The sequence below is a fragment of the Hyphomonas jannaschiana VP2 genome (genome assembly GCF_000685215.1).
Classification (GTDB): domain Bacteria; phylum Pseudomonadota; class Alphaproteobacteria; order Caulobacterales; family Hyphomonadaceae; genus Hyphomonas; species Hyphomonas jannaschiana.
This window is the reverse complement of the sequence record NZ_ARYJ01000004.1, coordinates 1-24,397: the sequence shown is the minus strand read 5'-3', so window position 1 is coordinate 24,397 and position 24,397 is coordinate 1. Positions and strand designations below refer to the sequence as shown.

The 24,397-nt window shown below is 63.1% G+C and carries 27 protein-coding genes; 6 read left to right on the top strand and 21 right to left on the bottom strand.

The features are described 5' to 3' along the window. Positions 1-48 precede the first annotated feature (48 nt). On the bottom strand, positions 49-1,026 hold the full coding sequence (locus tag HJA_RS06695) for a hypothetical protein (protein WP_035579950.1): 978 nt from the start codon (positions 1,024-1,026) through the stop codon (positions 49-51). Further along, positions 1,023-1,904, bottom strand: a complete 882-nt coding sequence (yghU, locus tag HJA_RS06690) for a glutathione-dependent disulfide-bond oxidoreductase (protein ID WP_035579947.1) — start codon at positions 1,902-1,904, stop codon at positions 1,023-1,025. Before yghU ends, HJA_RS06695 begins: the two co-directional genes overlap by 4 nt. A 177-nt stretch (positions 1,905-2,081) precedes the next feature. On the opposite strand from yghU, the gene HJA_RS06685 reads away from it, so the two are divergent. Next, positions 2,082-2,783 carry a class I SAM-dependent methyltransferase gene (locus tag HJA_RS06685; protein WP_051597453.1) on the top strand — a complete coding sequence of 234 codons (702 nt, stop codon included), beginning with the start codon at positions 2,082-2,084 and terminating at the stop codon, positions 2,781-2,783. On the opposite strand, the gene odhB is transcribed toward HJA_RS06685, so the two are convergent. From odhB to HJA_RS06645, 8 genes are all read right to left on the bottom strand, one after another. After that, a complete protein-coding gene (odhB, locus tag HJA_RS06680) occupies positions 2,780-4,294 on the bottom strand; it encodes a 2-oxoglutarate dehydrogenase complex dihydrolipoyllysine-residue succinyltransferase (RefSeq protein ID WP_051597452.1) in 1,515 nt (504 codons plus the stop codon). The genes HJA_RS06685 and odhB overlap by 4 nt on opposite strands. A 35-nt stretch (positions 4,295-4,329) precedes the next feature. After that, complete coding sequence (locus HJA_RS06675; protein WP_035579944.1) at positions 4,330-7,338, bottom strand: 2-oxoglutarate dehydrogenase E1 component; 3,009 nt, start codon at positions 7,336-7,338, stop codon at positions 4,330-4,332. Between the two features lie 165 nt (positions 7,339-7,503). Continuing rightward, entirely contained in the window at positions 7,504-8,406 is a 903-nt protein-coding gene (gene sucD / locus HJA_RS06670) for a succinate--CoA ligase subunit alpha (protein ID WP_035579941.1), read from the bottom strand. An 8-nt stretch (positions 8,407-8,414) separates the two neighbouring features. Then, positions 8,415-9,611: an ADP-forming succinate--CoA ligase subunit beta gene (gene sucC / locus HJA_RS06665; protein WP_035579938.1), complete on the bottom strand. Its 1,197-nt coding sequence runs from the start codon at positions 9,609-9,611 to the stop codon at positions 8,415-8,417. Between the two features lie 105 nt (positions 9,612-9,716). Then, positions 9,717-11,069: an MFS transporter gene (locus tag HJA_RS06660; RefSeq protein ID WP_081814580.1), complete on the bottom strand. Its 1,353-nt coding sequence runs from the start codon at positions 11,067-11,069 to the stop codon at positions 9,717-9,719. A gap of 5 nt (positions 11,070-11,074) precedes the next feature. Then, a complete protein-coding gene (locus tag HJA_RS06655; protein WP_035579931.1) occupies positions 11,075-12,241 on the bottom strand; it encodes an alkaline phosphatase D family protein in 1,167 nt (388 codons plus the stop codon). Between the two features lie 69 nt (positions 12,242-12,310). Further along, positions 12,311-12,859: a DUF2306 domain-containing protein gene (locus HJA_RS06650; RefSeq protein WP_155839884.1), complete on the bottom strand. Its 549-nt coding sequence runs from the start codon at positions 12,857-12,859 to the stop codon at positions 12,311-12,313. A 38-nt stretch (positions 12,860-12,897) separates the two neighbouring features. Continuing rightward, the gene (locus HJA_RS06645; protein ID WP_035579928.1) at positions 12,898-13,317 is read right to left on the bottom strand and encodes a DUF2141 domain-containing protein; all 420 of its coding nucleotides are present in this window, start codon (positions 13,315-13,317) and stop codon (positions 12,898-12,900) included. 175 nt (positions 13,318-13,492) lie between these two features. Here HJA_RS06645 and HJA_RS17925 point away from each other — a divergent pair, with 175 nt between their 5' ends. Continuing rightward, positions 13,493-14,233: a LytTR family DNA-binding domain-containing protein gene (locus tag HJA_RS17925; protein ID WP_206741694.1), complete on the top strand. Its 741-nt coding sequence runs from the start codon at positions 13,493-13,495 to the stop codon at positions 14,231-14,233. A gap of 10 nt (positions 14,234-14,243) precedes the next feature. Here HJA_RS17925 and HJA_RS06635 read toward each other — a convergent pair whose 3' ends face one another. The 4 genes from HJA_RS06635 to HJA_RS06620 are packed head-to-tail and all read right to left on the bottom strand — an operon-like array spanning position 14,244 to position 16,009. Continuing rightward, positions 14,244-14,519 (bottom strand): HNH endonuclease, encoded by a 276-nt coding sequence (locus tag HJA_RS06635; RefSeq protein ID WP_051597450.1) that lies wholly within the window; start codon positions 14,517-14,519, stop codon positions 14,244-14,246. Beyond that, a complete protein-coding gene (gene folD, locus HJA_RS06630; protein WP_035579925.1) occupies positions 14,516-15,403 on the bottom strand; it encodes a bifunctional methylenetetrahydrofolate dehydrogenase/methenyltetrahydrofolate cyclohydrolase FolD in 888 nt (295 codons plus the stop codon). Before folD ends, HJA_RS06635 begins: the two co-directional genes overlap by 4 nt. Continuing rightward, positions 15,400-15,681: a DUF167 domain-containing protein gene (locus tag HJA_RS06625; RefSeq protein ID WP_035579922.1), complete on the bottom strand. Its 282-nt coding sequence runs from the start codon at positions 15,679-15,681 to the stop codon at positions 15,400-15,402. Before HJA_RS06625 ends, folD begins: the two co-directional genes overlap by 4 nt. Before the next feature lie 7 nt (positions 15,682-15,688). Continuing rightward, a complete protein-coding gene (locus tag HJA_RS06620) occupies positions 15,689-16,009 on the bottom strand; it encodes a YggT family protein (RefSeq protein WP_035579919.1) in 321 nt (106 codons plus the stop codon). A 200-nt stretch (positions 16,010-16,209) separates the two neighbouring features. Between HJA_RS06620 and HJA_RS06615 the strand changes: the two genes are divergently transcribed. Further along, positions 16,210-17,451, top strand: coding sequence for an MFS transporter (locus HJA_RS06615; RefSeq protein WP_241764309.1), 1,242 nt, complete (start codon positions 16,210-16,212; stop codon positions 17,449-17,451). Here the strand turns inward: HJA_RS06615 and HJA_RS06610 are convergent. Continuing rightward, positions 17,443-17,820: a VOC family protein gene (locus HJA_RS06610; RefSeq protein ID WP_035579917.1), complete on the bottom strand. Its 378-nt coding sequence runs from the start codon at positions 17,818-17,820 to the stop codon at positions 17,443-17,445. The two genes, HJA_RS06615 and HJA_RS06610, sit on opposite strands and share 9 nt — an antisense overlap. A 75-nt stretch (positions 17,821-17,895) precedes the next feature. Beyond that, positions 17,896-18,657, bottom strand: coding sequence for a hypothetical protein (locus HJA_RS06605; RefSeq protein ID WP_155839883.1), 762 nt, complete (start codon positions 18,655-18,657; stop codon positions 17,896-17,898). Positions 18,658-18,798: 141 nt separating this feature from the next. Between HJA_RS06605 and HJA_RS06600 the strand changes: the two genes are divergently transcribed. Continuing rightward, a complete protein-coding gene (locus tag HJA_RS06600) occupies positions 18,799-19,041 on the top strand; it encodes a hypothetical protein (RefSeq protein ID WP_035579913.1) in 243 nt (80 codons plus the stop codon). Positions 19,042-19,044: 3 nt separating this feature from the next. Here the strand turns inward: HJA_RS06600 and HJA_RS06595 are convergent, their stop codons facing one another. The 5 genes from HJA_RS06595 to HJA_RS06575 form a co-directional block, all read right to left on the bottom strand. Beyond that, positions 19,045-19,821 (bottom strand): SDR family oxidoreductase, encoded by a 777-nt coding sequence (locus HJA_RS06595; RefSeq protein ID WP_035579911.1) that lies wholly within the window; start codon positions 19,819-19,821, stop codon positions 19,045-19,047. Between the two features lie 96 nt (positions 19,822-19,917). Further along, positions 19,918-20,649 (bottom strand): sigma factor-like helix-turn-helix DNA-binding protein, encoded by a 732-nt coding sequence (locus HJA_RS06590; protein WP_035579909.1) that lies wholly within the window; start codon positions 20,647-20,649, stop codon positions 19,918-19,920. A gap of 216 nt (positions 20,650-20,865) precedes the next feature. Next, complete coding sequence (locus HJA_RS06585; protein WP_035579907.1) at positions 20,866-21,162, bottom strand: 4a-hydroxytetrahydrobiopterin dehydratase; 297 nt, start codon at positions 21,160-21,162, stop codon at positions 20,866-20,868. Next, positions 21,163-21,789 (bottom strand): hypothetical protein, encoded by a 627-nt coding sequence (locus tag HJA_RS06580; protein WP_155839882.1) that lies wholly within the window; start codon positions 21,787-21,789, stop codon positions 21,163-21,165. It abuts the gene before it with no gap. Next, entirely contained in the window at positions 21,776-22,426 is a 651-nt protein-coding gene (locus tag HJA_RS06575) for an HAD-IA family hydrolase (RefSeq protein ID WP_035579901.1), read from the bottom strand. The genes HJA_RS06580 and HJA_RS06575 overlap by 14 nt, the downstream gene beginning before the upstream one ends. A 113-nt stretch (positions 22,427-22,539) precedes the next feature. Between HJA_RS06575 and HJA_RS06570 the strand changes: the two genes are divergently transcribed. Both HJA_RS06570 and HJA_RS06565 read left to right on the top strand, forming a co-directional pair. After that, on the top strand, positions 22,540-23,457 hold the full coding sequence (locus HJA_RS06570; protein WP_035579897.1) for an SDR family NAD(P)-dependent oxidoreductase: 918 nt from the start codon (positions 22,540-22,542) through the stop codon (positions 23,455-23,457). Between the two features lie 445 nt (positions 23,458-23,902). Next, a complete protein-coding gene (locus tag HJA_RS06565; RefSeq protein ID WP_035579894.1) occupies positions 23,903-24,337 on the top strand; it encodes a hypothetical protein in 435 nt (144 codons plus the stop codon). Positions 24,338-24,397: the final 60 nt, after the last annotated feature.

Sequence of the window (24,397 nt, the reverse complement as noted above, 5' to 3'; positions counted from 1 at the left end):
GCGGCCGCCGCGGCGCAAGGAACGAGGTGCTGTGCCGCAGCAGCAGGGTCAGAGTTGCGGCAGACCAGCCGCCTTGCGCAACTTGTTCAGCCCCTTCGGTACGTTTTCGCCAAAAACATACCCCCAGGGCATGCTCATCGGCGCGCTGCCAATGGCTTCGAGATGCGGTTTCAGCCGCGCCTTGTCGGCATTCAGATGAAACAGCATGGCGAAATTGTTATGGGCGACCTGGCGCTCTACCCGGCTCGGCGCCGGCAGGCCTGCCAGCAGCGCATGGAAGCGGTCGTCCAGCGCGGCAATCCCGGCCCGGAAGTCATCCGAATCCCGGCGCGCCCGGAATGCGGCTTTTTCCTCCGCGTCATCATTCATGGCGGTTTCATAGAGCCATTCCTCAATCCACGCCCGCGCCGACAGCGCCAGAAAAGCCGCGTTCGGCGGATTGGCAGCGGCTGCATCGGCGACGCCGTACATCTGCTCATGGCTGCCACCCCACTTCGTGGTCAGAAAGTTCAGGCGGGCCATTTCCGCGAGGAGGTTCGCCTCCCCTGTCGCCTTGAGGTCGGCACAGATCGCATCGAATGCGTCCTCTTCCCCGCCGGTCAGCATCATGGCGCGGATGCGGAAGGCGTGCAGCGCGCTGTCGCCGGGCGTCTGCCTGGCCGCCTCGGCCAGCAGGTCCTGCGCGTGGAAAGCCATTTCCGCCATGTCCATCACCTGGCCATCGCTGGTCCGGTCCGCCGTTGCATAGCCGCGCAGGCGATGGGCCCAGATATAGCAAAGTCCGCCTTGAATGGCGGGCATGGCCGGATGCGCACCCAGGGGCGGCAGCGGCGCGGCGATCTCTGTCAGGAGGCCAACCCCGTCGATGAAATGGACACGGTCCGCCGGTGGCAGGTCCACATAAAGCGCGCCGAGCGCCGCCCCGTCCCCGGCTTCGATGAAGCCAAGGCCGGGCGCGACGTTCGGATCGCCTTCAGCGGGGTCAAATGCGGGCTGTTTCTTCCCGAACAGTCCGAACAGGCTCATTCACCCGCCTTTTCTGCTTCCAGCTTGTCCTGAGTCTTCGTGTCGAAGTCGCTGGCGTCGTGACGCTCGCGCAGCTGGCTTTCCGGTTTGCCGAACGTGCGGTTCACCATCTGGCCGCGGCGCACGGCAGGTCTTGCCCCGACCTGCTTCATCCAGCGGATGACGTTGGTGTATTCCTGAACCTGCAGGAATTCGCCCGCGTCATACACCGCTCCGGTCACCAGCGCGCCATACCAGGGCCAGATCGCCATGTCGGCGATCGTGTACTCGTCACCGGCCATATACTCACGGTCCTTGAGATTGCGGTCCAGCACGTCCAGCTGGCGCTTCACTTCCATGGCGTAGCGGTTGATCGGGTATTCGTATTTCTCCGGCGCATAGGCATAGAAATGGCCGAAACCGCCGCCGAGGAAGGGTGCCGAGCCCATCTGCCACATCAGCCAGTTGATCGTCTCGGCGCGTTTATTGTGATCCTTTGGCAGGAAAGCGCCAAACTTCTCGGCAAGGTAAATCAGCATGGAACCGGATTCGAACAACCGCGTCGGCGGATTGGTGGAATGGTCCATCAGCGCGGGGATCTTTGAGTTCGGGTTGATGTCGACAAAGCCGGAACCGAACTGGTCCCCTTCCCCGATATTGATCAGCCAGGCGTCATATTCAGCGTCCTTGTGGCCGGCCTCCAGCAGCTCCTCGAACATGATGGTGACCTTCACGCCATTCGGCGTGCCGAGGGAATAGAGCTGGAACGGATGCTTGCCGACCGGCAGCTCCTTCTCATGCGTCGGCCCGGCGATGGGACGGTTGATATTGGCGAAGCGGCCGCCGCTGGCCTTGTCCCAGGTCCAGACTTTCGGCGGCGTGTAAGTGGGATCGGTCATGGCGTTCCTTCCTGCGTTTTGGTGCAGCTTAAGCTGTGGCGCACGGTACGCAATGCAAGGGTCCGCACAATCAGGACCGCTCAATCTATCGTGAAGCCGCTCTGCACAGGCGATCAGGACTTGCCCCAACGGCGGAAGCAGATAAGTTGTTATAATATTACTTATCTGGAGTTCTGTATGACACCCCCCACCCGGCCGGTGATGGCCGCTTTCAATGCCGACCAGGCCCCAACCTATGATGACCGTTTTGCACAGATGAGCGCGATCCGGGATATGATGCATCTGGTCGCCCGGGCAGAATTTGCCAGACTACCAGCCGATGCCCGCATTCTGATAGCCGGGGCCGGTACGGGTGCGGAAGTTCGCACACTGGCTGCGGTTTTCCCGGAAATGCGCTTTGCCCTGATCGATCCGTCCGGCCCGATGCTGGACGTTGCCCGCACACATGCCGAGACCGAAGGCTTCGCCAGCCGTTGCAGCTTCCATATCGGTTATGTCGAAGATGTGGACGAGACCGGCTTCGACGGCGCGACCAGCCTGCTCGTCTCGCACTTCCTGACCGATGCGGCAGGGCGCACGGCCTATTTCCGCTCCATTGCAGGGCGTCTCGTTCCCGGTGCACCGCTGTTCAATGCTGACCTCTGCGCGGACCGTTCAGACACAGGCTTCCCGCGCCTGCTGGAGACCTGGCTGAATATGACGGCGCTCACCGGCATGACGGCCGAGGGCCGTGCGCATTATGCCAATACCTTCGGGCAGGACTTCGCCGTGCACGGACCTTCCGAAGTGGAAGGGATGCTGGAAAACGCGGGATTCGCCCGGCCGGTGCAGTGCCTGCAGGCCGGGCTGATCCGTGGCTGGATGACCGCGAAGGTCTAGACTTCCAGCAGCATCCGCTCCGGGTCTTCCAGCGCTTCCTTGACGCGGACGAGGAAGGTCACCGCTTCCTTGCCGTCGACGATGCGGTGGTCATAGGACAGCGCGAGATACATCATCGGACGGATCTTGATCTCGCCATTCACGACAACCGGGCGCTGTTCGATCCGGTGCATGCCCAGCACGCCGGACTGCGGCGGGTTGAGGATCGGCGTCGACATCAGCGAGCCATAGATGCCGCCGTTCGAAATGGTGAAGGTGCCGCCCTGCATGTCGCCGATGGTCAGCTCGCCGTCGCGGGCCTTCTTGCCAAGATTGGCGATCGCCTTCTCGATGCCTGCGAGGGACATATCGTCAGAGTCGCGCACAACCGGCACGACGAGGCCCTTTTCAGTGCCCACGGCAACGCCGATGTCATAGTAGTTCTTGTAGATGATGTCCTGGCCATCGATCTCGGCATTGACCGCCGGAACCTCTTTCAGCGCATTCACACACGCCTTCACGAAGAAGCTCATGAAGCCGAGCTTGATGCCGTGCTTGGCGACAAACGCCTCCTGGTGCTTCTTCCGCAGGTCCATGATGGCGCCCATGTCGACGTCATTGAACGTCGTCAGCATGGCGGCCGTGTCCTGAGCCTCTTTGAGGCGGCGCGCGATGGTCTGGCGCAGACGGGTCATCCGCACACGCTCTTCCCGCGGGCCGGTTTCACGCGGCGCGCTCGGTGCGGCGGCAGCGGCAGCAGGCGCCTTCGGTGCATTCACATAAGCCATGGCATCAGCCTTCGTTGCGCGGCCGTCACGGCCAGTCCCCGGAATATTCTGCGGATCGACACCGGCCTCTGCCGAGATACGGCGGACCGACGGAGCGACCGGCCGGTCGCCCGAAGCAGCCTCCGGAGCCGCAGCTTTCGGTGCGGGCGCAGAGGCGGCAGGCGCAGCAGCGGCGCCGGCAGACGCGCTGACGCGGCCGATGACCGAACCCGGCGTCACGGATGTGCCCTCGGCGACGGTCCATTCGGCAATCACGCCGTCGGCGGGGGCCGGCACTTCCAGCGCGACCTTGTCGGTCTCGATTTCGGCGATGGTCTCGTCTTTCTTCACCGCTTCGCCCGGCTTCTTGAGGAAGGTGGAGAGCGTGCCCTCAGCGACGCTCTCGCCCATCACCGGCACGACGATGTCGGTCGTCTCGCCGCCGGAAGCGGCAGGCGCAGCAGCAGGCTTTGACTCTTCCTTGGCCTCCTGCTTGGCAGGCGCAGCCTCAGCCGGCTTCGCACCGCCTGCCCCGCCATCGATGCGGCCAAGCACGGCGCCGATTTCAACCGTGTCGCCCGGCTGGGCAGTGATGGCACCAAGCACACCGTCTTCGGTGGCGGAAACTTCGACGGAGACCTTGTCGGTTTCAAGCTCGACGAGCACGTCGTCTTTCTTCACGGCGTCGCCCTCGGCTTTCAGCCACTGGCCAACCGTGGCCTCGGTGATGCTTTCGCCGAGTGTGGGAACAGTAATGTCGGTCATGTGATGATCCGTATGGGTTATTATGTTTCTGAAAGTCAGGGCGAAACGATGCGGTCATCGACCGGATCGGTTGACAGGGCTGTCATGACGAGGGCGTTCTGCTCGGCATTGTGCTTCGACAGAAGACCGGTAGCCGTCGCCGCCGAAGGGGCACGGCCGGCATAGCGCGGACGCGGAATTTTCGCGCCGATCTGCCCGGCACACCATTCGATCTCGTCACGGATGAACGTCCAGCCGCCCATATTGCGCGGCTCTTCCTGGCACCAGACGAATTCAGCCTGCTTGAAGCGGGACATTTCCTTCATCATGGATTTGCGCGGCACCGGATAGAACTGCTCGATCCGCATCAGATAGACATCGTCGATGCCCAGTTCTTCGCGCTTCTCGAACAGGTCGTAATAAACCTTGCCCGAACAGAGCACGACGCGGCGGATCTTGTTGTCCTTCACCAGCTTGACCTTGCCTTCGCGGCCTTCGGTCTCCGCATCGTCCCAGAGGACGCGGTGGAAGCTGGTCTTGGAGCCCATATCGTCCAGCGAAGACGTCGCCAGCTTGTGACGCAGAAGCGATTTCGGCGTCATGATGATCAGCGGCTTGCGGAAATCACGATGGATCTGGCGGCGCAGGGCATGGAAATAGTTCGCCGGCGTCGTCAGGTTGCAGACCTGCCAGTTGTCTTCGGCGCACATCTGCAGGAAGCGTTCGAGGCGTGCGGAGGAGTGTTCCGGCCCCTGACCTTCATAGCCATGCGGCAGCAGGATGGTCAGGCCGCTCATCCGCAGCCATTTGCGCTCTGCCGAGGAAATGAACTGGTCGAAGAAGACCTGCGCCCCGTTGGAGAAGTCACCGAACTGGGCTTCCCACAGGGTCAGCGTGTTTGGGTCGGCCAGTGAATAGCCGTATTCGTACCCGAGCACCGCCTCTTCGGAGAGCAGCGAGTCGATGACTTCATACTGGGCCTGGCCTTCGCGGATATTGTTCAGCGGCGTGTATTTCTCGCCGGTCGTCTGGTCGACAATGTGGCTGTGACGCTGGGAGAAGGTGCCGCGGCCGCAGTCCTGGCCGGACAGGCGCACCGGGAAGCCCTCATCCACCAGCGTCGCGAAGGCGAGGTGTTCGGCGGTTGCCCAGTCGAGCCCCTGCCCCTTCGAAATCGTCTGGGCACGGTTCTCGATGACGCGCGCCAGCGTGCGGTGGATGTCCACACCTTCCGGCACCGTGGTAATGGACTGGCCGAGCGCCTGCAGGCGTTTCTTGGCAACGCCCGTCTTGCCGCGGCGTTCGTCATCATGCGGAAGCCCGAGGCCTTTCCATTCGCCGTCCAGCCAGTCAGCCTTTTTCGCCTTGAAGGCCTTGCCGGCCTCGAACTCGCGGTCGAGATAGGATTCGAAGTCAGCGACCTGCTGCTCGACCTGTTCCGCCGTCAGAAGGCCTTCGTCGACCAGGCGCTTGGCGTAGATCTCACGCGTCGAGACGTGGTTCTTGATCTTCTTGTACATCACCGGCTGGGTGAACATGGGCTCGTCGCCCTCATTGTGCCCGAAGCGCCGGTAGCAGAACATGTCGATGACGACGTCCTTGTGGAACTTCTGCCGGTATTCGGTCGCCACCTTGGCGGCATAGGTCACCGCTTCCGGATCGTCGCCATTGACGTGGAAGATCGGCGCCTGAACCATCAGCGCCACATCCGACGGGTACGGAGACGAGCGCGAATACATCGGGCTGGTCGTGAAGCCGATCTGGTTGTTCACGATGAAGTGGATCGTGCCGCCGGTGCGATAGCCCTGCAGGCCGGAGAGCGCGAAACACTCCGACACAACCCCCTGCCCTGCAAAGGCAGCGTCGCCATGCAGCAGCAGCGGCAGGACGATCGAACGGTCGAGCTTGCCGGTCTCACGGTGCGCCATTTCCTGCTTGGAGCGGGACTTGCCAAGCACGACCGGATCCACCGCCTCAAGGTGAGACGGGTTGGCGTTCATCGACAGGTGCACCTTGTTGCCGTCGAACTCACGGTCTGACGAGGCGCCGAGGTGGTATTTCACGTCGCCGGAGCCGAACGCATCGGCGCCTTGCGTGTTGCCGCCCTGAAATTCGTGGAAGATCTGCTCGTAGGGCTTGCCCATCACGGCCGCCAGCATGTTGAGGCGTCCGCGGTGCGGCATGCCGACCACGATTTCCTTCACGCCGAGCGCGCCGCCGCGCTTGATGATCTGTTCCAGCGCCGGCACGGCGGCTTCGCCGCCATCAAGGCCGAAACGCTTGGTACCCGGATAGCGCTTGTGCAGGAAGCGTTCGAACGTCTCCGCTTCGATCAGCTTGGCCAGGATCGCCTTCTTGCCTTCATTGGTGAAGGCAACCCCCTTGTCCGGGCCTTCGATCCGTTCCTGCAGCCAGGATTTCTCCTCCGGATCGGAAATGTGCATGAACTCGATCCCGATCGTGGAGCAGTAAGTCCGCTGCAGGATCTCCAGCATTTCCGGGATCGTCGCCGTCTCGAGGCCGAGATAGCCGTCGATGAAGATCTTGCGGTCCATGTCCCCGTCGCCGAAGCCATAGGTGGCCGGGTCGAGTTCCGGCTGGTCGCCGGGATTGTCGAGGCGCAGCGGGTCGAGCTGGGCGGCAAGGTGGCCGCGCATACGATACGCACGGATCATCATGATCGCGTGGATCGAATCCTTCACCGCGCGGTGGACGTCTTCCTCGGACGCCGCCGGCCGGGCGCCCTTGATCTTCTTTTCCAGCTTCGGCTCAAGCAGCGCCCAGTTGCCGTCAAAGGCGGCAACCTGTTCGTCCAGCGCCGGCCGGGGCCAGTCGCTGCGCTTCCAGGTCGCGCCTTCGGCATTGCGCTCGGCGCTCGATGTGTCGTCGCCAAGATCGGCGAAGAAGGCCCGCCAGCTCTCAGGAACAGAGCTGGGGTTTTTCGCATAGGCCGCCTGCATCTGCTCGATCCACTGGGCCGAGCCGCCATACAGGAAGGCTGTGTCCAGAAGGGCCGAATTGCCCTTGCTGCGCGAACCATTCATCGGGCTGCCGTCGTCTGCCATTTCCAAGTCGTCCTCTGGGACATTTAACGTTCCCCACTATTTAGGAACGCAATGGTTTCCCGGTACCTACCGGGTGCACATAAGAGGACGGCCTGGGCGGGGTCAGATCCTGGCCACGCCAGAGGGCCCCGCCAAGGGCCGTCCTGGCTAATTTATCAGGGCTTTCTAGCCCTTCAGTACCTCGACCATGGTCGTACCAAGGCGTGCCGGCGAAGGCGAAACACGGATGCCGGCTGCTTCCATTGCAGCAATCTTGCTCTCCGCATCGCCTTTGCCGCCGGACACGATGGCACCGGCATGGCCCATCGTCCGTCCCGGAGGCGCGGTCCGGCCGGCGATGAAGCCGACCATCGGTTTCTTGCGGCCTTTCTTGGCCTCGTCGATCAGGAACTGCGCGGCTTCTTCTTCCGCGCTGCCGCCGATCTCACCGATCATGATGATGGATTCGGTTTCGTCATCGGCAAGGAACATTTCGAGGATGTCGATAAATTCCGTGCCTTTGACCGGGTCGCCGCCGATTCCGACAGCGGATGTCTGTCCGAGGCCCACCTGGGTGGTCTGGAACACGGCTTCATAGGTCAGCGTGCCGGAGCGCGAGACGACGCCAACAGAGCCCTTCTTGAAGATGGAGCCCGGCATGATGCCGATCTTGCACTCATTGGCCGTGATGAGGCCCGGGCAGTTCGGCCCGATCAGGCGCGACTTGGATTTTTCCAGCTTCGCCTTCACGCGCACCATGTCGAGCACCGGAACGCCTTCCGTGATGCAGACGATCAGCGGGATTTCAGCGTCGATGGCTTCTTCGATGGCAGCCGCCGCGCCGGCCGGCGGGACGTAGACCACAGAAGCCGTGGCGCCGGTCTTTTCCTTGCCTTCGGCAACGGAGGCGAAGATCGGCAGTTCCTGGCCGTTATCGGCGGTCCAGTTGGTGCCGCCCTTCTTCGGGTGGATACCGCCAACCATCTGGGTGCCGAAATAGGCAAGCGCCTGGTTGGTGTGGAACGAACCGGTGTTGCCGGTCATGCCCTGCGTGAGGACCTTGGTGTTTTTGTCGATAAGAATGGACATGTCTGGTCTCAGGCGCCTTTAACTGCGTTCACGATTTTCTGGGCGGCATCGTCGAGGTCATCGGCCGGAATGACGTTCAGGCCGGACTCGGCGATGATTTTCTTGCCGAGGTCGACATTCGTGCCTTCGAGGCGAACGACCAGCGGAACCGCCAGATTGGTTTCTTTCACGGCTGCGATCACGCCTTCGGCGATCACGTCGCACTTCATGATGCCGCCGAAGATGTTCACGAGGATCCCCTTCACGTTCGGATCCTTCATGATGATCTTGAAGGCAGCAGCCACTTTCTCCTTGCCGGCGCCGCCGCCGACGTCACAGAAATTGGCCGGCTCTTCGCCGTACAGCTTGATGATGTCCATCGTCGCCATGGCGAGGCCTGCACCGTTGACCATGCAGCCGATGGTACCGTCGAGGGCGATGTAGGCGAGGTCCCATTCGGAGGCCTCGATTTCCTTCTCGTCTTCCTCGGTCTTGTCGCGGAGGTCCACGATGTCCGGGTGACGGAACAGGGCGTTGCCGTCGAAGGAGACCTTGGCGTCGAGGACGCGCAGGTGGCCGTTGTCCATCACGATCAGCGGGTTCACTTCGAGCAGGCTCATGTCCTTTTCGGTGAACGCCTTGTAGAGGATCGGGAAGAGTTTCTTGCCGTCTTCAGCCGCTGTGCCTTCCAGCTTCAGCGCGTCATTGAGCTTGGCAATGTCTGCATCGGTGACGCCGGTTTCCGGGTCGATGCTGAGCGTCAGGATTTTCTCCGGCGTGTCGTGGGCCACCTGTTCGATGTCCATGCCGCCTTCGGTGGAGACCATGAAGGCGACGCGCGACGTGCTGCGGTCAACCAGCATGGAAAGGTAGAGTTCCCGGTCGATGTCGGCGCCGTCTTCGATGTAGAGACGATTCACCTGCTTGCCGGCCGGGCCGGTCTGAGCCGTGACGAGGTGATGGCCAAGCATCTGCTTGGCATAGGTCATCACGTCTTCCTTGTTGAAGGCGAGGCGGACACCGCCCTTTTCGCCGGCTTCGGGCTCCACGAACTTGCCCTTGCCGCGGCCACCTGCGTGGATCTGCGATTTAACGACCCAGAGCGGGCCCGGGAGTGTGTCGACAGCTTTCTGGACATCGTCCAGAGACAGGACGGGAACGCCGTCCGCGACCGGCGCACCGAAAGATTTCAGCACGGCTTTGGCCTGGTATTCGTGGATGTTCATTCTGTGCTCTTGCCTTGTTTGCCTGGCCCGCCCCGGCAGGATCCCTGCCCCAGCGTGGTGGGGGGCTGTATAACAGGCCTGCGCCACGCGGCAACCAGCTGGGTACTAAACTTTGGACTTAGGGCTGTCTTCCATATCGGCCGGGGAATCCGGTCCCTCTTCCCCGTCTGCGTCCTCACCGGTTTCGGGTTCTGCTTTGTCGGGTGCGTCCGACATGCGCGGATCGAGCTTCACACTGGCCAGCGGCGTCGGCAGGACGGGGCTCCATTCGGCCAGCTTGTCTTCGATGGCGACGGGTTTGGAGCGCACGCGCAGCACCATGATGATGGTCAGCGCGATCAGCAGGATTCCCGCCAGGCCGAACAGGCCAAGCTCGCCCACGGCCCGCATCGCAAAACCCGAAAGCAGCGGCCCGATGATCGATCCGCCGGCCCACACGAACAGCAGGCCTGACATAACCTGTGGAATAAGCACTTTGGGCGTCCGGTCGATCGCGTGCGCCACGCACAGGCTGTAGAAGGACAGCGCCCCGGCACCCCAGACGCCGAGCGCGATGATCACGGAAACTTCACTGAGCCGCGTCCCGAAAATAGCGATGAACAACGCCGCCAGTGCCGACATGGCACCGAGACCCGCAATCACAAGCCGGCGTTCGATCCGGTCGGACAGGCGCCCGGCCGGCCATTGCAGAAGGAGACCGCCCATCCAGGCCGCCGCGCTGGCGATGGCGGCCGCGCCGGTGCCCCCTCCCCCGAGCTTGAAGCTTTCGAAATAGATCGGCAGCAGCGACTGGGTGCCGGTGTTCACCGTCCCCGCGATCAGCGCCCCCAGCACCGCCGCCGGGGCGAGCTGGTAGAGCGCCTTCAGCGGCATGGACCGGCGTTCCGGAATGACCGGCTGTTCGCGGCGCGTCAGGCAGACCGGTACCAGCGCCAGTGTCAGGAACAGCGCCGCCCAGGTATAGGCCCGCGTGTCCAGCGGCGAGAGGCCTGCCACGAAAAACGGACCAATCATCAAGGAGAGTTTTGCGCCCGTGTGATAGATGCCCATCACATTGCCGCGCGACTTGTCCGGCACGGCGCTGCCGAGCCAGCTTTCGATGCTCGTAAAGCTCAGCGCCAGCGACACGCCCATGATCACCCGGACCGGTGCCCAGAACAGCGCATCATGCACCAGCGACAGAGACAGCACGCTGACCGCGTTCATCGCGGAAGCTGCGGCAAAGAGGCGGATGTGTCCGAATGTCGCCAGCGCCCGGGGCGAAATCCAGGCCCCCAGCATGAAACCGGCCGCATAGAGCGCCGCGATCAGACCGATGGCCTGCGGCGGCGTATCCATGGCTTCGAGGCCGAGAGGTGTCAGCACGCTGATCAGACCGCCCGCGATCTGAAGGATCATCACGGCGATGATGAGGACGATCACGTTACGCGTGTCGGACATCGAGGGACTGAGCGGCATTCTGCCTACCTGAATTTGTCGGTTGCTTCCTCGACAGTTGAACCGTCACTGGCGTGGATGGCGAGCGTCACCGTACCCTCGTCCCAGTTAATATCCAGTGATCCGAAATTCTCCTTCGGATACCCCGCCCCGATCTGGCGGGCGTCCATTTCGTCAGTCGTATCCCGGTAGGACTTGTTGAACGAGGATGCGGTCAGCTCATAGACCGGATACGGCAACAGATCGTCCGCCTTGTAGAGGAAGCCTGTGTGCCGGTCGCCCGATACGAAGACGACGCCCTGCGCACCGGTCTCGCGGATCAGTCTGTAGAGCCGTTGCCGCTCTGCCGGCAGGCGCGACCAGGCCTCCCAGCCATGCGCATCGGACATGACCTGGATCGAAGACACGATCAGGCGCAGGTCTGCCGGCTTCTGCAGCTCATTCTCCAGCCAGGTCCACTGGTCGTTGCCCAGCATGTCCTGATTGGGATCGCTGGACGGCATGTAGCGCTCCTTGCCCTTCACGCTGGCATCGTCCGTGTCGGTCAGGTCAGAGCGGAAGAAGCGCGTGTCCAGCATGATGATCTGGGTGCGCTTCCCTTCCGGGCCGAAACTGCGGGCGTAATAGGTGCCGGGCCAGGCGCCGACATCCTTGTTCGCGAGGCCCCAGAAGCGTTCATGGATCCGCTCCGACAGGCGGCGGAACGCGAAATGCTTGCCGCCATCGTTCAGGCCGTAATCATGATCGTCCCAGGCCACCATCATCGGATGCGCCTTGCGCACGGCCTGGAAATCCGGCCGCGCGGCGAGATCGGAAAAGCTCTCGCGCAGTTCGGTCAGGTCCGCGTCGCCGGTGCGATAGGCGTCCCCGTCGGAGTCGCCATAGACATTGTCCCCGATCATCAGGAACAGGTCGGCGGGCGTCGCCGCAACCGAGCGGAGGGTTTCGTTATCGCCCTTCTCCTCGTCGAGGCAGGAGCCGACAAGAATGCGGCTGATGGCCTGATCGGAAGACGGTAGCGGCAAGCCTGGGGGCGCCTCGGGGTAATAGTCATCCGGCAGTGCGCGATAATAGGCTTCCAGCGCCTCTTCGGCACTTTGAGGTGCGCGCGTAATCCCCGGAATGGAAATCGGCCCCGGCGCCTGGCAGGCGGCAAGACCGATCAATGATGCCAACAAGGCTGCCCTTTTCATCTCCCGCTCTCTTTTCTGGCTACACTTCCCTGTAGCGGCCTTTCGGCGGAGCGGTAAGGGCCTAGTCCGTCACACCGCGAAGAAAATCGACCAGAGCATGCGTCCGGGCAGGAAGGTGAACAGTCCGGCAATCAGCAGGCCTCCGACAAACATGTTGGTCATATCCTTCGAATGCTTGCGGATATTCTTGCGCCGCGCCGCCGCGATGCCCATCGGCAGGCCGATGATCGTCCAGGCCGAGAGGCCGTGAATGAAGCTGAAATTCGCTCCGTTCAGCCCCGTGATGAAGAACGAGCTGACCGCCGTGACAGCCATCGCCGCGACCCAGGTGTAGCCAAGCTTGCGATGCAAGCCTGACCCTTTCACGCCGCGCAGCAGCACGACCCCTATGGCAAACGCTGTCACCGCCCCCAGCACGTGAAGCTTGATCACGAAACTGGCCTGAAGGAAGGGCGTGACATCAATCCGGAAGCGGACCGGCGGATTGCCGGCCGAATTCAGGATCATCCAGCTGACCAGCCCATAGGCGATGGCCGCGATGAGCAGCAGGATCGTCAGGCGGCCTGGCCGTCTTCTGGGCAGGGCGAAACGGCGGAAGGTCTGGGTGAGATCGGACATGATAGCGTGTTCCTTCAGAGAAAAAGGGGCGAAGTGGATTACTGAAGCGTGATGGTGTGAACGGTGCCGGCTTCCGGCAGGTCGATGCGGGCCAATTTGAATTTCGGCGGGCCCATGCTGGCCGACGCGTCATTCGAGAAGCCGTAGGGCTCGGTCGGGATGCGCCACATGCCAAGGTTCAGCTCGCCATTGTCGTCGACATCCTGATAGACCTTGATGCCGTATGCGCCCGGTTCGAGGCCGGTGAAGACCAGCTCGGCGCCCTCTTCCGCCGGGGCCAGCCTGCCGGCCACGGCATCGTTTTCGTCCCAGCCATCGGCGCCGAACACGGCGACATGGATTGTGCCGGTGGCCTCCTCCACGCCTTCGATGCGGATGGTCAGATCCGCGGCGGCGGCCTGTCCGGCGATCCCGGCAGCAAGGGCAGCGGCGATGATGGAATTCAGAATGCGTTTCATAAGTTGTCTCCTCGTTTGGGGGCCGAGCCCGGCGTTTTAAGGCCCTGTCCGGCGGTCGATGAGGAGAGATTGCGCAGCCCTGCCGCCCCTGCCATGCGAACTACGCGGAGAGGCTGGAATCCTTCGTGAAATGCGGCCAGAACGGTTCGCGAAGCGCGAAATGCAAGGAGCTGACATGCCGGATTACCTGAAGAACCGGCTGCGGGATGCAGCGGTGATCCTCGGGATCTCGGCGCTGCTCACCTTTTTCGGCGTCTACGACCAGGATTCGCCGGTCTGGGTCCGTTTCCTGATGTGGGTGGTCACCTGTACGGTCGGCGTTGCCACATCCGAATTCGTCATCCCGGCTATTTTCGATCGCAAACTCGTGGGCAATCTGGTGCCGGTTCAGGTCACGGTGACGGCGGCGCTCATTTCCGTGCCCGTGCTCGCTTCACTTTACCTCTATATGGGCGCTTTCGGCATCTGGGTGCCGGTCCATCTTCTGCCGCTGCAATATGTCTATGTCTTTGCGATCTCAGTGATGCTGACGCTGGCCGGTTTGCTGATCTCAAGGGCCAGGGAAACAGCTTCTGCCGGAGGAGCTGAACCGGCCGATACGACGCAGCGCTTCCTTGACCGGCTGCCCGTGAAATTCCGCCGGGCCGAGCTCTGGGCGGTCTCCTCCGAAGACCATTACCTTCGGGTCTATACCAGTCTCGGCGAGGAACTGATCCTGATGCGGCTGGCCGATGCGGTGCGCGAACTGGACGGCGCCGCCGGCGTGCAGGTGCACCGGTCCTGGTGGGTGGCGAAGGCTGGCGTCAGCGATGCGCGGCGTGACAATGGCAAGCTGGTGCTGGTTCTGAAGAATGGCACAGACGTGCCGGTGTCGCGCACCTATCAGGCCGCCGCGAAGGACGCCGGGCTCGCCTAGTCTTTTCTGCCTAGTCTTTCCGGAGGGGCGGGCGGACATTGCCCATGCCCTTCACCTTGTTGCAGCGCGCATGCGCCAGCTGGAGATTGTCCGCCGTATCCGGCCCGCCGCGGGCAACAGCGATGATGTGGTCATAGGTCGGCCGCTGGTGTTTCCAGAGCGTGGAATGGGCGACATCGAACCGGCTCGACGGCATCGACAGGCCGCACAGCGCGCAGCGCCCTTCCTGGGCTTCCCACAATGCCTTGAACAGCGGCGTCTCGGTCGGGGCGTAGGGTTGGCTCATCCGATTTCCGGTGCCTGCCAGCCGCGGCGGGCGCAGGCGGCATAGAGCGTATTCACCAGCAGGCAGGCCCGCGTCATCAGGCCGACCCCGCCCGGCACCGGGGTGATGTATCCGGCGACGTCCGCGCAGCTCTCAAAGTCCGCATCGCCGACGAGGCGGGTCTTGCCCTCCCCCTTCTCCGGGGCGTCGATCCGGTTGATGCCGACATCGATGACCATGGCGCCGGGCTTCAGCCAGTCGCCTTTGACCATTTGCGGACGCCCGACGGCGGGCACGAGGATGTCCGCCTCGCGGCAGACGGCGGGCAGGTCCTTCGTGCGCGAATGGGCGATGGTGACGGTGCAGTTCTCGGCCAGGAACAACAGCGCGGCCGGCTTGCCGACCAGGATGGAGCGGCCGATCACCACTACATGCTTGCCGGAAAGATCGTTGCCAAGCGCGCGCTTCGCCATGATCACGCAGCCGGACGGCGTGCACGAGCGCAAGCCGGGCTTGCCCAGAGACAGGCGCCCTGCGGAGACTTCGGTCAGGCCGTCGACATCCTTGGACGGGTCGATCCGCTCAATCGCGGCATCGGCGTCGAGCCCCTTGGGCAGCGGTAGCTGCAGCAGGATGCCGTCCACATTGTCGTCGCCATTGAGGCCGGCAATCAGGTCTTCCACTTCGGCCTGCGTGGCGGTTGCCGGCAGGCGATGATGCACCGAGATCATGCCCGCCTCTTCGGTGTCCTTCAGCTTGCCGCGGACATAGACTTCGCTGGCCGGATCTTCGCCGACCAGGATCACCGCAAGGCACGGCTTCACCGGCAGCTTCGCCACTTCGGCGGCCACTTTGGCCCGCACGTCGGCAGATATGTCTTTTCCACTGATCCGGATGGCGGTCATGTCTCGTCCCCGCTTAAGCGAGCCGCGAGCTCCGGCGGCCCATCGATTTCGAGGCCTTTTAGCCGAGTCTTGCCGCCTGTCACGACTCTGACCGCAGACTTCGGCACGCCAAGCCACTTCGCGACCAGTTTCTGGACAGCTTCATTCGCCTTGCCATCCTCCGGCACGGCGCGCACGCGCACTTTGAGGAATTTCCGCCCGGCATCGTCCTCGCTCCAGTCCTCGACCCGGTCGGCCGAGGCCTTGGGCTGAACGCGGACGGTCAGGCGGTGCAGCAATCCGGCCTCAGTATCCGATGGAAGGCGCGGTCATGTTGATGATCGTGGGCAGCAGCCAGTCCTTGGTGAACATGATGCCCAGCGCCAGCAGGAAGACCGAAAGGTCCAGCTGGCCGAGCGGCGGCACATAGCGCTGAATCGGGCGCAGCATGGGCAGCATCACGCTGTCCAGCGCATACTGGATCTGCCGGACGGTCTGGTTGCGCATCGACACGACGCCGAACGCAATCAGCCAGCTCATGATGACATAAGCGAAGATCAGAAACAGGAGCAGCGTAAGAAGCGGGCTCAGGAAATAGATGTAGATCGCCACCAGAAGGGAATGCATGCGCGGGGTCCGTGGTTTCAGCCAGGGTTTCGGCCAGGGTTTGTTCGTCCTTAAACTGGTGTGCCCCTTCCCCGCAAGCCAGCCCCCTGTCGCAGTGCCCTCTCGCAGCAAAAGGGTTTGGCAAGCCGCGCGGGGCGTTCTAGCGTTGTCCGGTTCGGGGCAAGATCAGCGGGAGGCACAGGCGGCGGGTGACGGAATATATGGACTCCGATACCCCGCTTTTGCCGCTCACCCGGTTCCAGAAGCTGATGATCGCCCTCGGCACCGTGTCCATGGGCGCGGGCATGACGATCAATTTCGTGGTTGTCGCCCCCCTCGCCCGCGAGGCCGGGCTGACCGAAATCGAGATCGCCGGCATCCTCACCTTCTCCTCGGTGCTCTACACGGTTTTCACGCCCATCTGGGGCCGCATCGCCGACCGGGTCGGGCGCAAGCGTGTCATGGTGTTTTCGCTGACGGCCATGGGCTTTGCAAACATGGCCTTCCTGTTTGCGCTGAGCGCGGCGCTGGCCGGCCTTGTCACCGGGCTGATGGCGTTCCTGCTGCTCGCCTTTGTGCGCACCCTGTTCGGCTTTCTCGCGCCCGGCCTTCAGCCCGCCGCCATGGCAGCGATGACGGATGCGACCACGCCCGCCACCCGCGCCGGCGGGCTCGGCATGCTGGGCGCGGCAATGAGCCTTGGCTCGATCCTAGGCCCGGCCGGCGCCGCAGTCCTCGCCCGGGTCGGGGCGCTGGCGCCGCTCTGGGGCACGATCGTCTTCAACCTGATTGTCGCCGTCCTGATCGCCGTGGCCCTGCCGCCGACAAGGCCGCTGCCGCATCATCACGACCGGCCGCCGCCGCTGTCGATGCGCGACCCGCGCGTCTTCCCGCACCTGATGTTCCTGTTCGTCTATTTCGTCGCTGTCGGCATGATCCAGCAGACGATTGGCTGGTTCATCGCGGACCGCTACGAATTCACCGACACCGCCGCCCAGACGGCCAAACAGGCCGTCGTGCTCTATACCGGCCTGACCATGGCATGCACGTCCATCGCCATCATCATCGTCCAGTTCGGCTATGTCTCCCGGCGCAGCCCGGACCCGCGGCGCATCCTGCCCATCGGGCTCGGCCTGCTGGCAGTGGGCTATATTTCGGCTGACCTGTTTCACCCCTTCTGGATGGTGATGACCAGTTTCGTGGTCGTCGGCATCGGTGCAGCGCTGGCCGTGCCGTCCGCCAATGCCCTCGGCAGCCTGTCCGTCGGCCGGTCCGAACAGGCAGGCGCGGCTGCCTTGCTCGCCTCTGCCCCGCCTGCCGGATTTGTCGTCGGCCCCCTGCTCGGCTCAATCCTCTATATGGCGAACCCCAGCCTGCCCTTCCTCGCAGCAGCCATCGTCTTCTGCATACTGAGTGTCTATGCCCTGCTGGTGACCGGCCGCCGGCCCCTCGGGTCAGGCTGACATGCTGGAATAATAGACGTTCAGCTTGTTGCCATCGAGGTCACGGAAATAGCCGGCATAGAAGGTCTCGAAGCGCTGGCCGGGCGCCCCCTCGTCGCTGGCACCGTTCGCCATCGCAATCTCGTAGATCCGGTCGACCTGTTCCTTGCTGGACGCTTCAATCGCCACCATCGTGCCATTGCCGACCGAGGCCGGGTTCTGGTCCCACGGATAGGTCAGGGTGAAATCGGCCTTGTGGCCAGGCTTGCCCCAGACGATCAGCTGCTCGTCTTCCATCAGCCGTTTCGCGCCCAGCTCCGCTGCAATGGCATCATAGAACTTCCCGCCGCGCGCGAGATCCTTCGTGCCAAGCATTACATATCCGATCATCCGTCAGCTCCTTGCATGAGGCCGGGGGCATAAAGGGAGTAATTTATTCGGCAAGCGCAAAAGTGCGCCCGGAAGCTATTTCGGGAAACTCCCCATGCAGACGCCCTCAGCCTGCCGCGGTGTACCGAAGCTCAGCGTCTCGAAACTGAGCGCATCGTCGCTCAGCACCACCGTGCCGTCCGGCACAATGTCTTCCGGAATCTGGTTGCCGCTTTCGACGTCCAGATGGATCGCGCGCGTCTCCGCGTCATAGGTATAGGTGCCCCAATAATCCTTGTAGACTTCGAACGGCGTCCAGGTGACGGAGAAGTCGCCGCCGCCGGTGAAGACAAGTTCCTGGATGGCACTGTTCGCCGGGCAGTTTTCCCCGTCCTGCCGCCAGGTGCCGACCAGCGGATTGTCCGCCGCGCGGAACACCTCCACCTGCCCCGACAGGCCATGGCCCCGATAGGTGCCATCGAGGCGCACACGCGTGCCCGCCTCAACATCTTCGCTGACCGTAGCGATGGCGAGGCCATCTTCCTCACGGCTGAAAGTGGCTGCGCCTTCGGGATAGACGCCGAGTTCATCCAGACAGCCGGGCGGCAGGTCGTTGTAGGCACCCGGCATGTCGGTCCAGTAGGGGAACAGCGCGATCTTGTCGCCGGGCTCTGCGGAGCGGGGCTGCATCCAGAAGAAATAGGCCCGGTCACCAATGTCCGGACAGGCCTCGCCCGAGAGAGTCGCCTCAGCGGCACTGACCGGTTCGACCGGGTCTGTTGTCCGGGCTGGCTCCGTTTCCGACTGACACGCCGCCACCAGCACCGCGCCTGCCGCCATCAATGCAAATCGTTTCAAACCAGCCTCCCCGAACAGTCCTGCCCTATCGTTAGTGCACGTCACGGCGATCGTCTACTTGAAGGCCGGGCCGCACAGGATTCGGAACCTGTCGCAGGTTCACGGATTGATTCAGGTGAAGCAACCCGAAAGGAAACCGTCATGACCAATCGGACAGCCATCTCATTGCTGATTTACGGCATGGTACAGGGCGTGCTGTTCGGTACAGGCATCCTGGCCGTTGTCTACATCCCGGCCCTGAAGACTCATGCAGCCTTGTCCATTCCGGTCGTAATCGCCGCCAGCGTGGCGGCAGCCATTCCCCTGTCGTGGAAGATCGCACCCATGATGCGGGCACGCCACCAGCGGCGCATGGCACGCCGCCGGGAGCCTGCCGGCGCCTGAGGCCTACATGGCCGAGATGCCGCCATCCACCTTCAGCTCGATGCCGGTGACGAGTTTCGACTCGTCCGAGGCAAGATAAAGCACGGCATAAGCAATGTCGTCCGGCTCACCCACTTTGCCGAGCGGGATCTGGCGGCCGAGCTTGGCGAGCGCTTCTTCCTCGCCGAACATTTCCTTGGTGCGGTCCAGGATCGGCGTGTTGATGAAGACCGGGTGCACAGAGTTGCAGCGGATCTGGCCGCCGGTGGCCTTGGCGCAATGCAGGGCGATCGACTTCGAGATATGCCGCACAGCTGCCTTGGCCGTGTTGTAAGAGACATAGTTCCCGCTGGCGATGATACCGGCGATGGAAGAGATGTTGATGATCGAGCCCATCCCGTGCGGCCGCATCATCGGGATGGCGTATTTGCAGCCGAGGAAGATCGAATCCACGTCCACGGTCTGGACGTGCTTGAAGGTCTCATAGCTCTCGTCTTCGACCGAACCGAGCGAGCCGATACCGGCATTGTTGACCAGCACATTGAGCCCGCCCATCGCATCATGGGCGGATTTCAGCACCTCCTGCCAGCGGTCACCGTCAGTCACATCATGCTGCCAGGCGAAGGCCGTACCGGCGCCGTGTTCTTCATTGATGGAGGCGGCGACAGCTTCGGCGCCGGCGCCATTGATGTCGGTCACGGTGACCTTGGCGCCTTCGCGCGCGAACATGCGGGCCGTCGCCTCGCCCAGCCCCTGCGCGCCGCCGGTGATGAACGCCATTTTGCCTGAAACCCGTCCCATGCCGGTATCCTCCTGTTATGTGCAGCCAGTTTTCTGGGCGCAGCTAACAGGTCGCGGGCAGCCCCGCCAAGATGGTCCTAGGGGAAACCGCCAGGCTCAGGCAGAAAAAAGCAGCGCGCGGATCAGCATGCTGCTGAACAGGGTCTGGTCCGACAGCGCGTCGTTCGACAGCGTCCAGTGCTTCATGCTCAGACGGTCTTCGGCCGCACCGTCATAGGTGAGGATGACCGGGCCTTCATAGCCGCCGCACATATCCAGTGCCTGCTGCCGGGTTGCACCTGCCTGCGCGACAACGACCAGGCTGGCCGGCGGCAGCGTGGCAGGGTCCGTGCCGCTGTCTGCGGGAAGCGTCCAGCGCAGGCTGTGGCCGACGGACCGGAGCGCCTGTTCAATGACGCGGCGGACACGGTCGTCACCGCCAATCAGGCCGAGGCGGGCCGGAAACCGGTCCGCATAGATCAGCTGGGCGCGCGCCAGAATCCCTTTCACCTGCCCCCGGTCGAGGCCGGTGATCTGCGCGGCCTCCCGGGCACTGAAGCCTTCGACAACACAGAGCAGAATGACCCGCCGCTCCAGCGGGCTCAGCACCTGCCAGCGGCCAAGCTCTGCAAACAGCGAGTCTGCACCAGGCGGCACCGTCTCAAGCGTGGCGTCCAGCTTCTGGAACAAGGCGATGAGGTTTGCGGTTTCCGCAGACGACATGTCGATCAACACGTCTGACAGCGCCTCCGACACGACCCCGTCGCCCAGCCCCTCGCTGCCGCACGAAAAGGCGGCGTACCGGCAGAGCCGGTCCAGATTGGTTTCGTAGGCGCGCACCCAGGTCATGAATGACTTTTAGTCTGGCCTGACTATTCCGTCTGTCCCGCGACTGAGGGACAACTGCAAAAAAACTCGACGACGATTGGCCGCTTATAGCACGGAATAACCGCCGGTTGCAGAGAAGACACAGGTAATTGTCCTCAAGGCAAGGCCGAAAAGGCGCAAACATGCAACAATGACAACAGATACAGAATTCCGGAAAATATCACCCGGAGTGGAAAATCAGCGGAACTTCGCCGCCATCGCGTCCATGAAACCGGCAAGTTCCAGGTCGCGCGTCGTCACGCCGTCGGCATCATGCGTGGTCAGTACGACCTCGACGCGGTTGTAGACATTCGACCATTCGGGATGGTGATCCATCTGCTCGGCCTTCAGGGCCACCGCGCTCATGAAGGCGAAGGCCTGCTTGAAATCGTCGAAGCGGAACGTGCGGGTGATCTCGTCACGCTCCCCTTCCCCTTTTGTCCAGCCTTTCAGGGCCAGCACGGCCGCGTCGGCACCGATTGTCTTGGTCATCATCTATTCCTCCGCATCCTGGCCCAGCACGAAATACACCCAGCGCCCGTCCTCGGTGATCGCGGTGCGCATGCCGGGATAGCCCTTGCCGGCCCGGATCTCCTCGATCCCGTCATCACCCACCAGATCCTGCAGCCGCTTGCGGTCGCGGAAGGAGAGCTTCTCCGGGATCAAATCCTCGGCATTCTTCGCGGCAAGGTCCGGCCAGACATACCATTTCACCCCGTCGACCTCGCGCACGCCCACGGGCAGCTCCATCAGCGCGCGCAGCTGGCGGTTCGGGTCAACGCCAATCCGGCGCATCAGGTCCCAATAGGCGCGATGGTCCTGGCCGCCGAGATTGGAGACAAACCCCTCATTCTCCCGCGCCAGCCGCGACAGGCCAGACAGCGAGCCCCGCTTTGCATAGCCGAGCATCTCGTCCCGCATGGCCGCCACCGCCTCCGGGATCTCTACCGGTTCCGGCGCCTGCGGGTCCTGCGAGAGGGATTCCGGCGGATAGACCGGCGCTTCCGGGGCTGCCGGCGAACACGCCGCCGCGCCCAGCATCAGGCCGGCCGCCAGAGCCCCGGGAAGAGCCCCGGGAAGGGCCCCGCGAAGAGCAGACGCGCGCAGCCTAGACCACTGCATATCCCGTCGCCGATTTCAGATCTTCGAGCAGCTGGTCTTCGCCCAGCACCTTGATCGTGGTCATGCCCATCTCGCGGGCCGGTTTCAGATTGATGCCGAGATCGTCGAGATAGACGCACTCCTCCGGCGCCACATCCAGCGCCTCGCACATCAGCCGGTAGATCTGCGGGTCCGGCTTGCGGATGCCGATCTTGGAGCTTTCGATCAGATGGTCGAACAGGTCGAACACCCGCGCCAGTTCCGCGGCCTTGCCGTCATCATTGGTCATCGAAGCGCCCTTGCCGATCGGCGCATTGTTGGTGATGCAGCCGACCTTGCCGTGGCCCTTGCAGACTTTCAGCGCCTCCACCACGCGCGGGCGCAGGCTGCCGGACAGCAGCTTCAGCACATCGGCGCCCGGCACTTCATGGCCAAGGGCCTTCGATTCTTCCCGGAACAGGCTGTCGAACTCGGCCGCATTGACCTTGCTCTGCTCGAGCTTTGCCCACGCATTGTCCAGCGGATTGGTGGCGTTGACGGTCCGGATGAAGTTCTGGGGCAGCCCCTGCTCGGCTTCATAACGGGCGAATGCGTCGAAGGGTGAGGAGGTAAAAACGCCCCCGAAATCCCAGATCACGGCCTTGAAAGTCTTTGTCATGCGAGACGTCTAGCCGCGCCTGACGGAACTTTCAAACCTTGAAGATTGGCGGGCCGCTCTTAGGGTGGCGCCAGAACAACAAACAGACGCGACAATCGAAGGAGAAACAACAGATGGGCGTGCTTGAAGGCAAAGTGGTCCTGGTGACCGGCGGCGGCAACGGGATCGGCAAGGAAACGGCGCTGCTCGCCGCAAAGGAAGGCGCCAAAGTCGTGGTCAACGACCTTGGCGGCGGCCTCTCCGGCGGCGACGAGGGCGATGCCGGCCCGGCCGAGAAAGTGGCTGCTGAAATCCGCGCTGCCGGCGGCGAAGCGGTGTCGAACTCCGACAGCGTCACCGACATGAAAGCCGTCGAAGGCATGGTCGAACAGGCGAAAGACACGTTCGGCGCTCTCGACGCCATCATCAACCCGGCCGGCATCCTGCGCGATACGATGTTCCACAAGATGAGCGAAAGCGACTGGGATGCCGTGATCGACGTCCACCTGCGCGGCAGCTTCAACGTCACCCGCGCCGCGGTGGAACTTTTCCGCGAACAGGAAAAAGGCGCGTTCGTGCTGTTCACCTCCACGTCGGGTCTGATCGGCAATATCGGCCAGGCGAACTATGCCGCCGCCAAGATGGGCATTGTCGGCCTCTCCCGCATCGTCGCCATGGAAGGCGCGCGCAAGAATGTCCGCTCCAACGTCATCGCGCCCTTCGCCTGGACGCGCATGATCGCCTCCATCCCGGTCAAGGATGAGGCTGGCGCCCAGCGCGTCGAGCGGATGAAGAACGGCATGCGCGCCGACCAGGTCGCCCAGCTCGCCGTCGCCCTCTGCGCCGACAAGGCCAAGGACGTGACCGGCCAGATCTTCGGCGTGCGCGGCAATGAGGTCGTCCTGTTCGACCAGCCCCGCCCGGTGAAATCCGTCGCCCGCCTTGAAGGCTGGAACCCGGAGACCCTGCTCGACCAGTGCATGCCGGCCATGCAGGCCGACTTCACCGACCTCGGCGCCACAGCCAGCGTCTTCCCTTACGACCCGATCTGATCCGGCGATCCGATCCGATCATTCCTGCGCGCCCCGGACTTCGGTTCCGGGGCGTTTGCACATCTGGTCCGGTATAGTCGCCTATAGTCCGGTATGGTCATGGGTAGTCATGACAGGTCATGGCGTAGACGGATGTAATCCTGTGGCAGTCACCCCTGGTCACGTGTCATCCCGGAATTTGCGCAGCAAATATCCGGGACCTTCTCTCATGCCGCTTCATCCTTCGACTTCGCTCAGGATGAGTCCGTCCTTTAAGAGCGCTCATGCTGAGCGAAGTCGAAGCACGAGCACGAGCGCGGGCTGGGTCCCGGATAAGCGCTGCGCGCTTTCCGGGATGACACGTGGGCGGGGCTATCCGCCACCTGACACGACCCAACCTGCTGCAACCACTCACCCCAAAACAAACTTATCCAACACCTCCGTCCCCTGACGTATAGTGCGGGCCATGTCACTCTTTCACCCTCCCGCGCACTTCCCGCCGCAGCTCGCCTTTCTCTGGCCCATCATCTGGGTCCAGGTGCTGATGCTGCGCGCGCAGATCCGGGCCGCCTATGGGCGCGGCGTGGTGTATCGCTGGAGCGTGACGGACAATCTGCGCGTCTATCTGGTCAGCATTGAATGGATGCCGGGGCAGAAAACCGAACACGCATGGCTGAAGCCGCGCGCGCATGTCAATGATCGCCTCGCCGCCGCTTGTGATGGGCGCGGGGCAGCACCCGCCTATCTCCACTTGCAGCCCCTCTCCCTCGGGAGAGGGGTTAGGGTGAGGGGCAAAGGCGTTTCCACGAGTGTAGTCTGTGCGGCGGCTACGTCACCCCTCATCCCCAACCCCTTCTCCCCGGGGAGAAGGGGCTTTCACCTGCCCCTGCCGGAAACCTGAAGCCAACCCTGACCTCAAAAACCAAACACAAACACCAAGCGCCTTCACGGGCGTCGCACG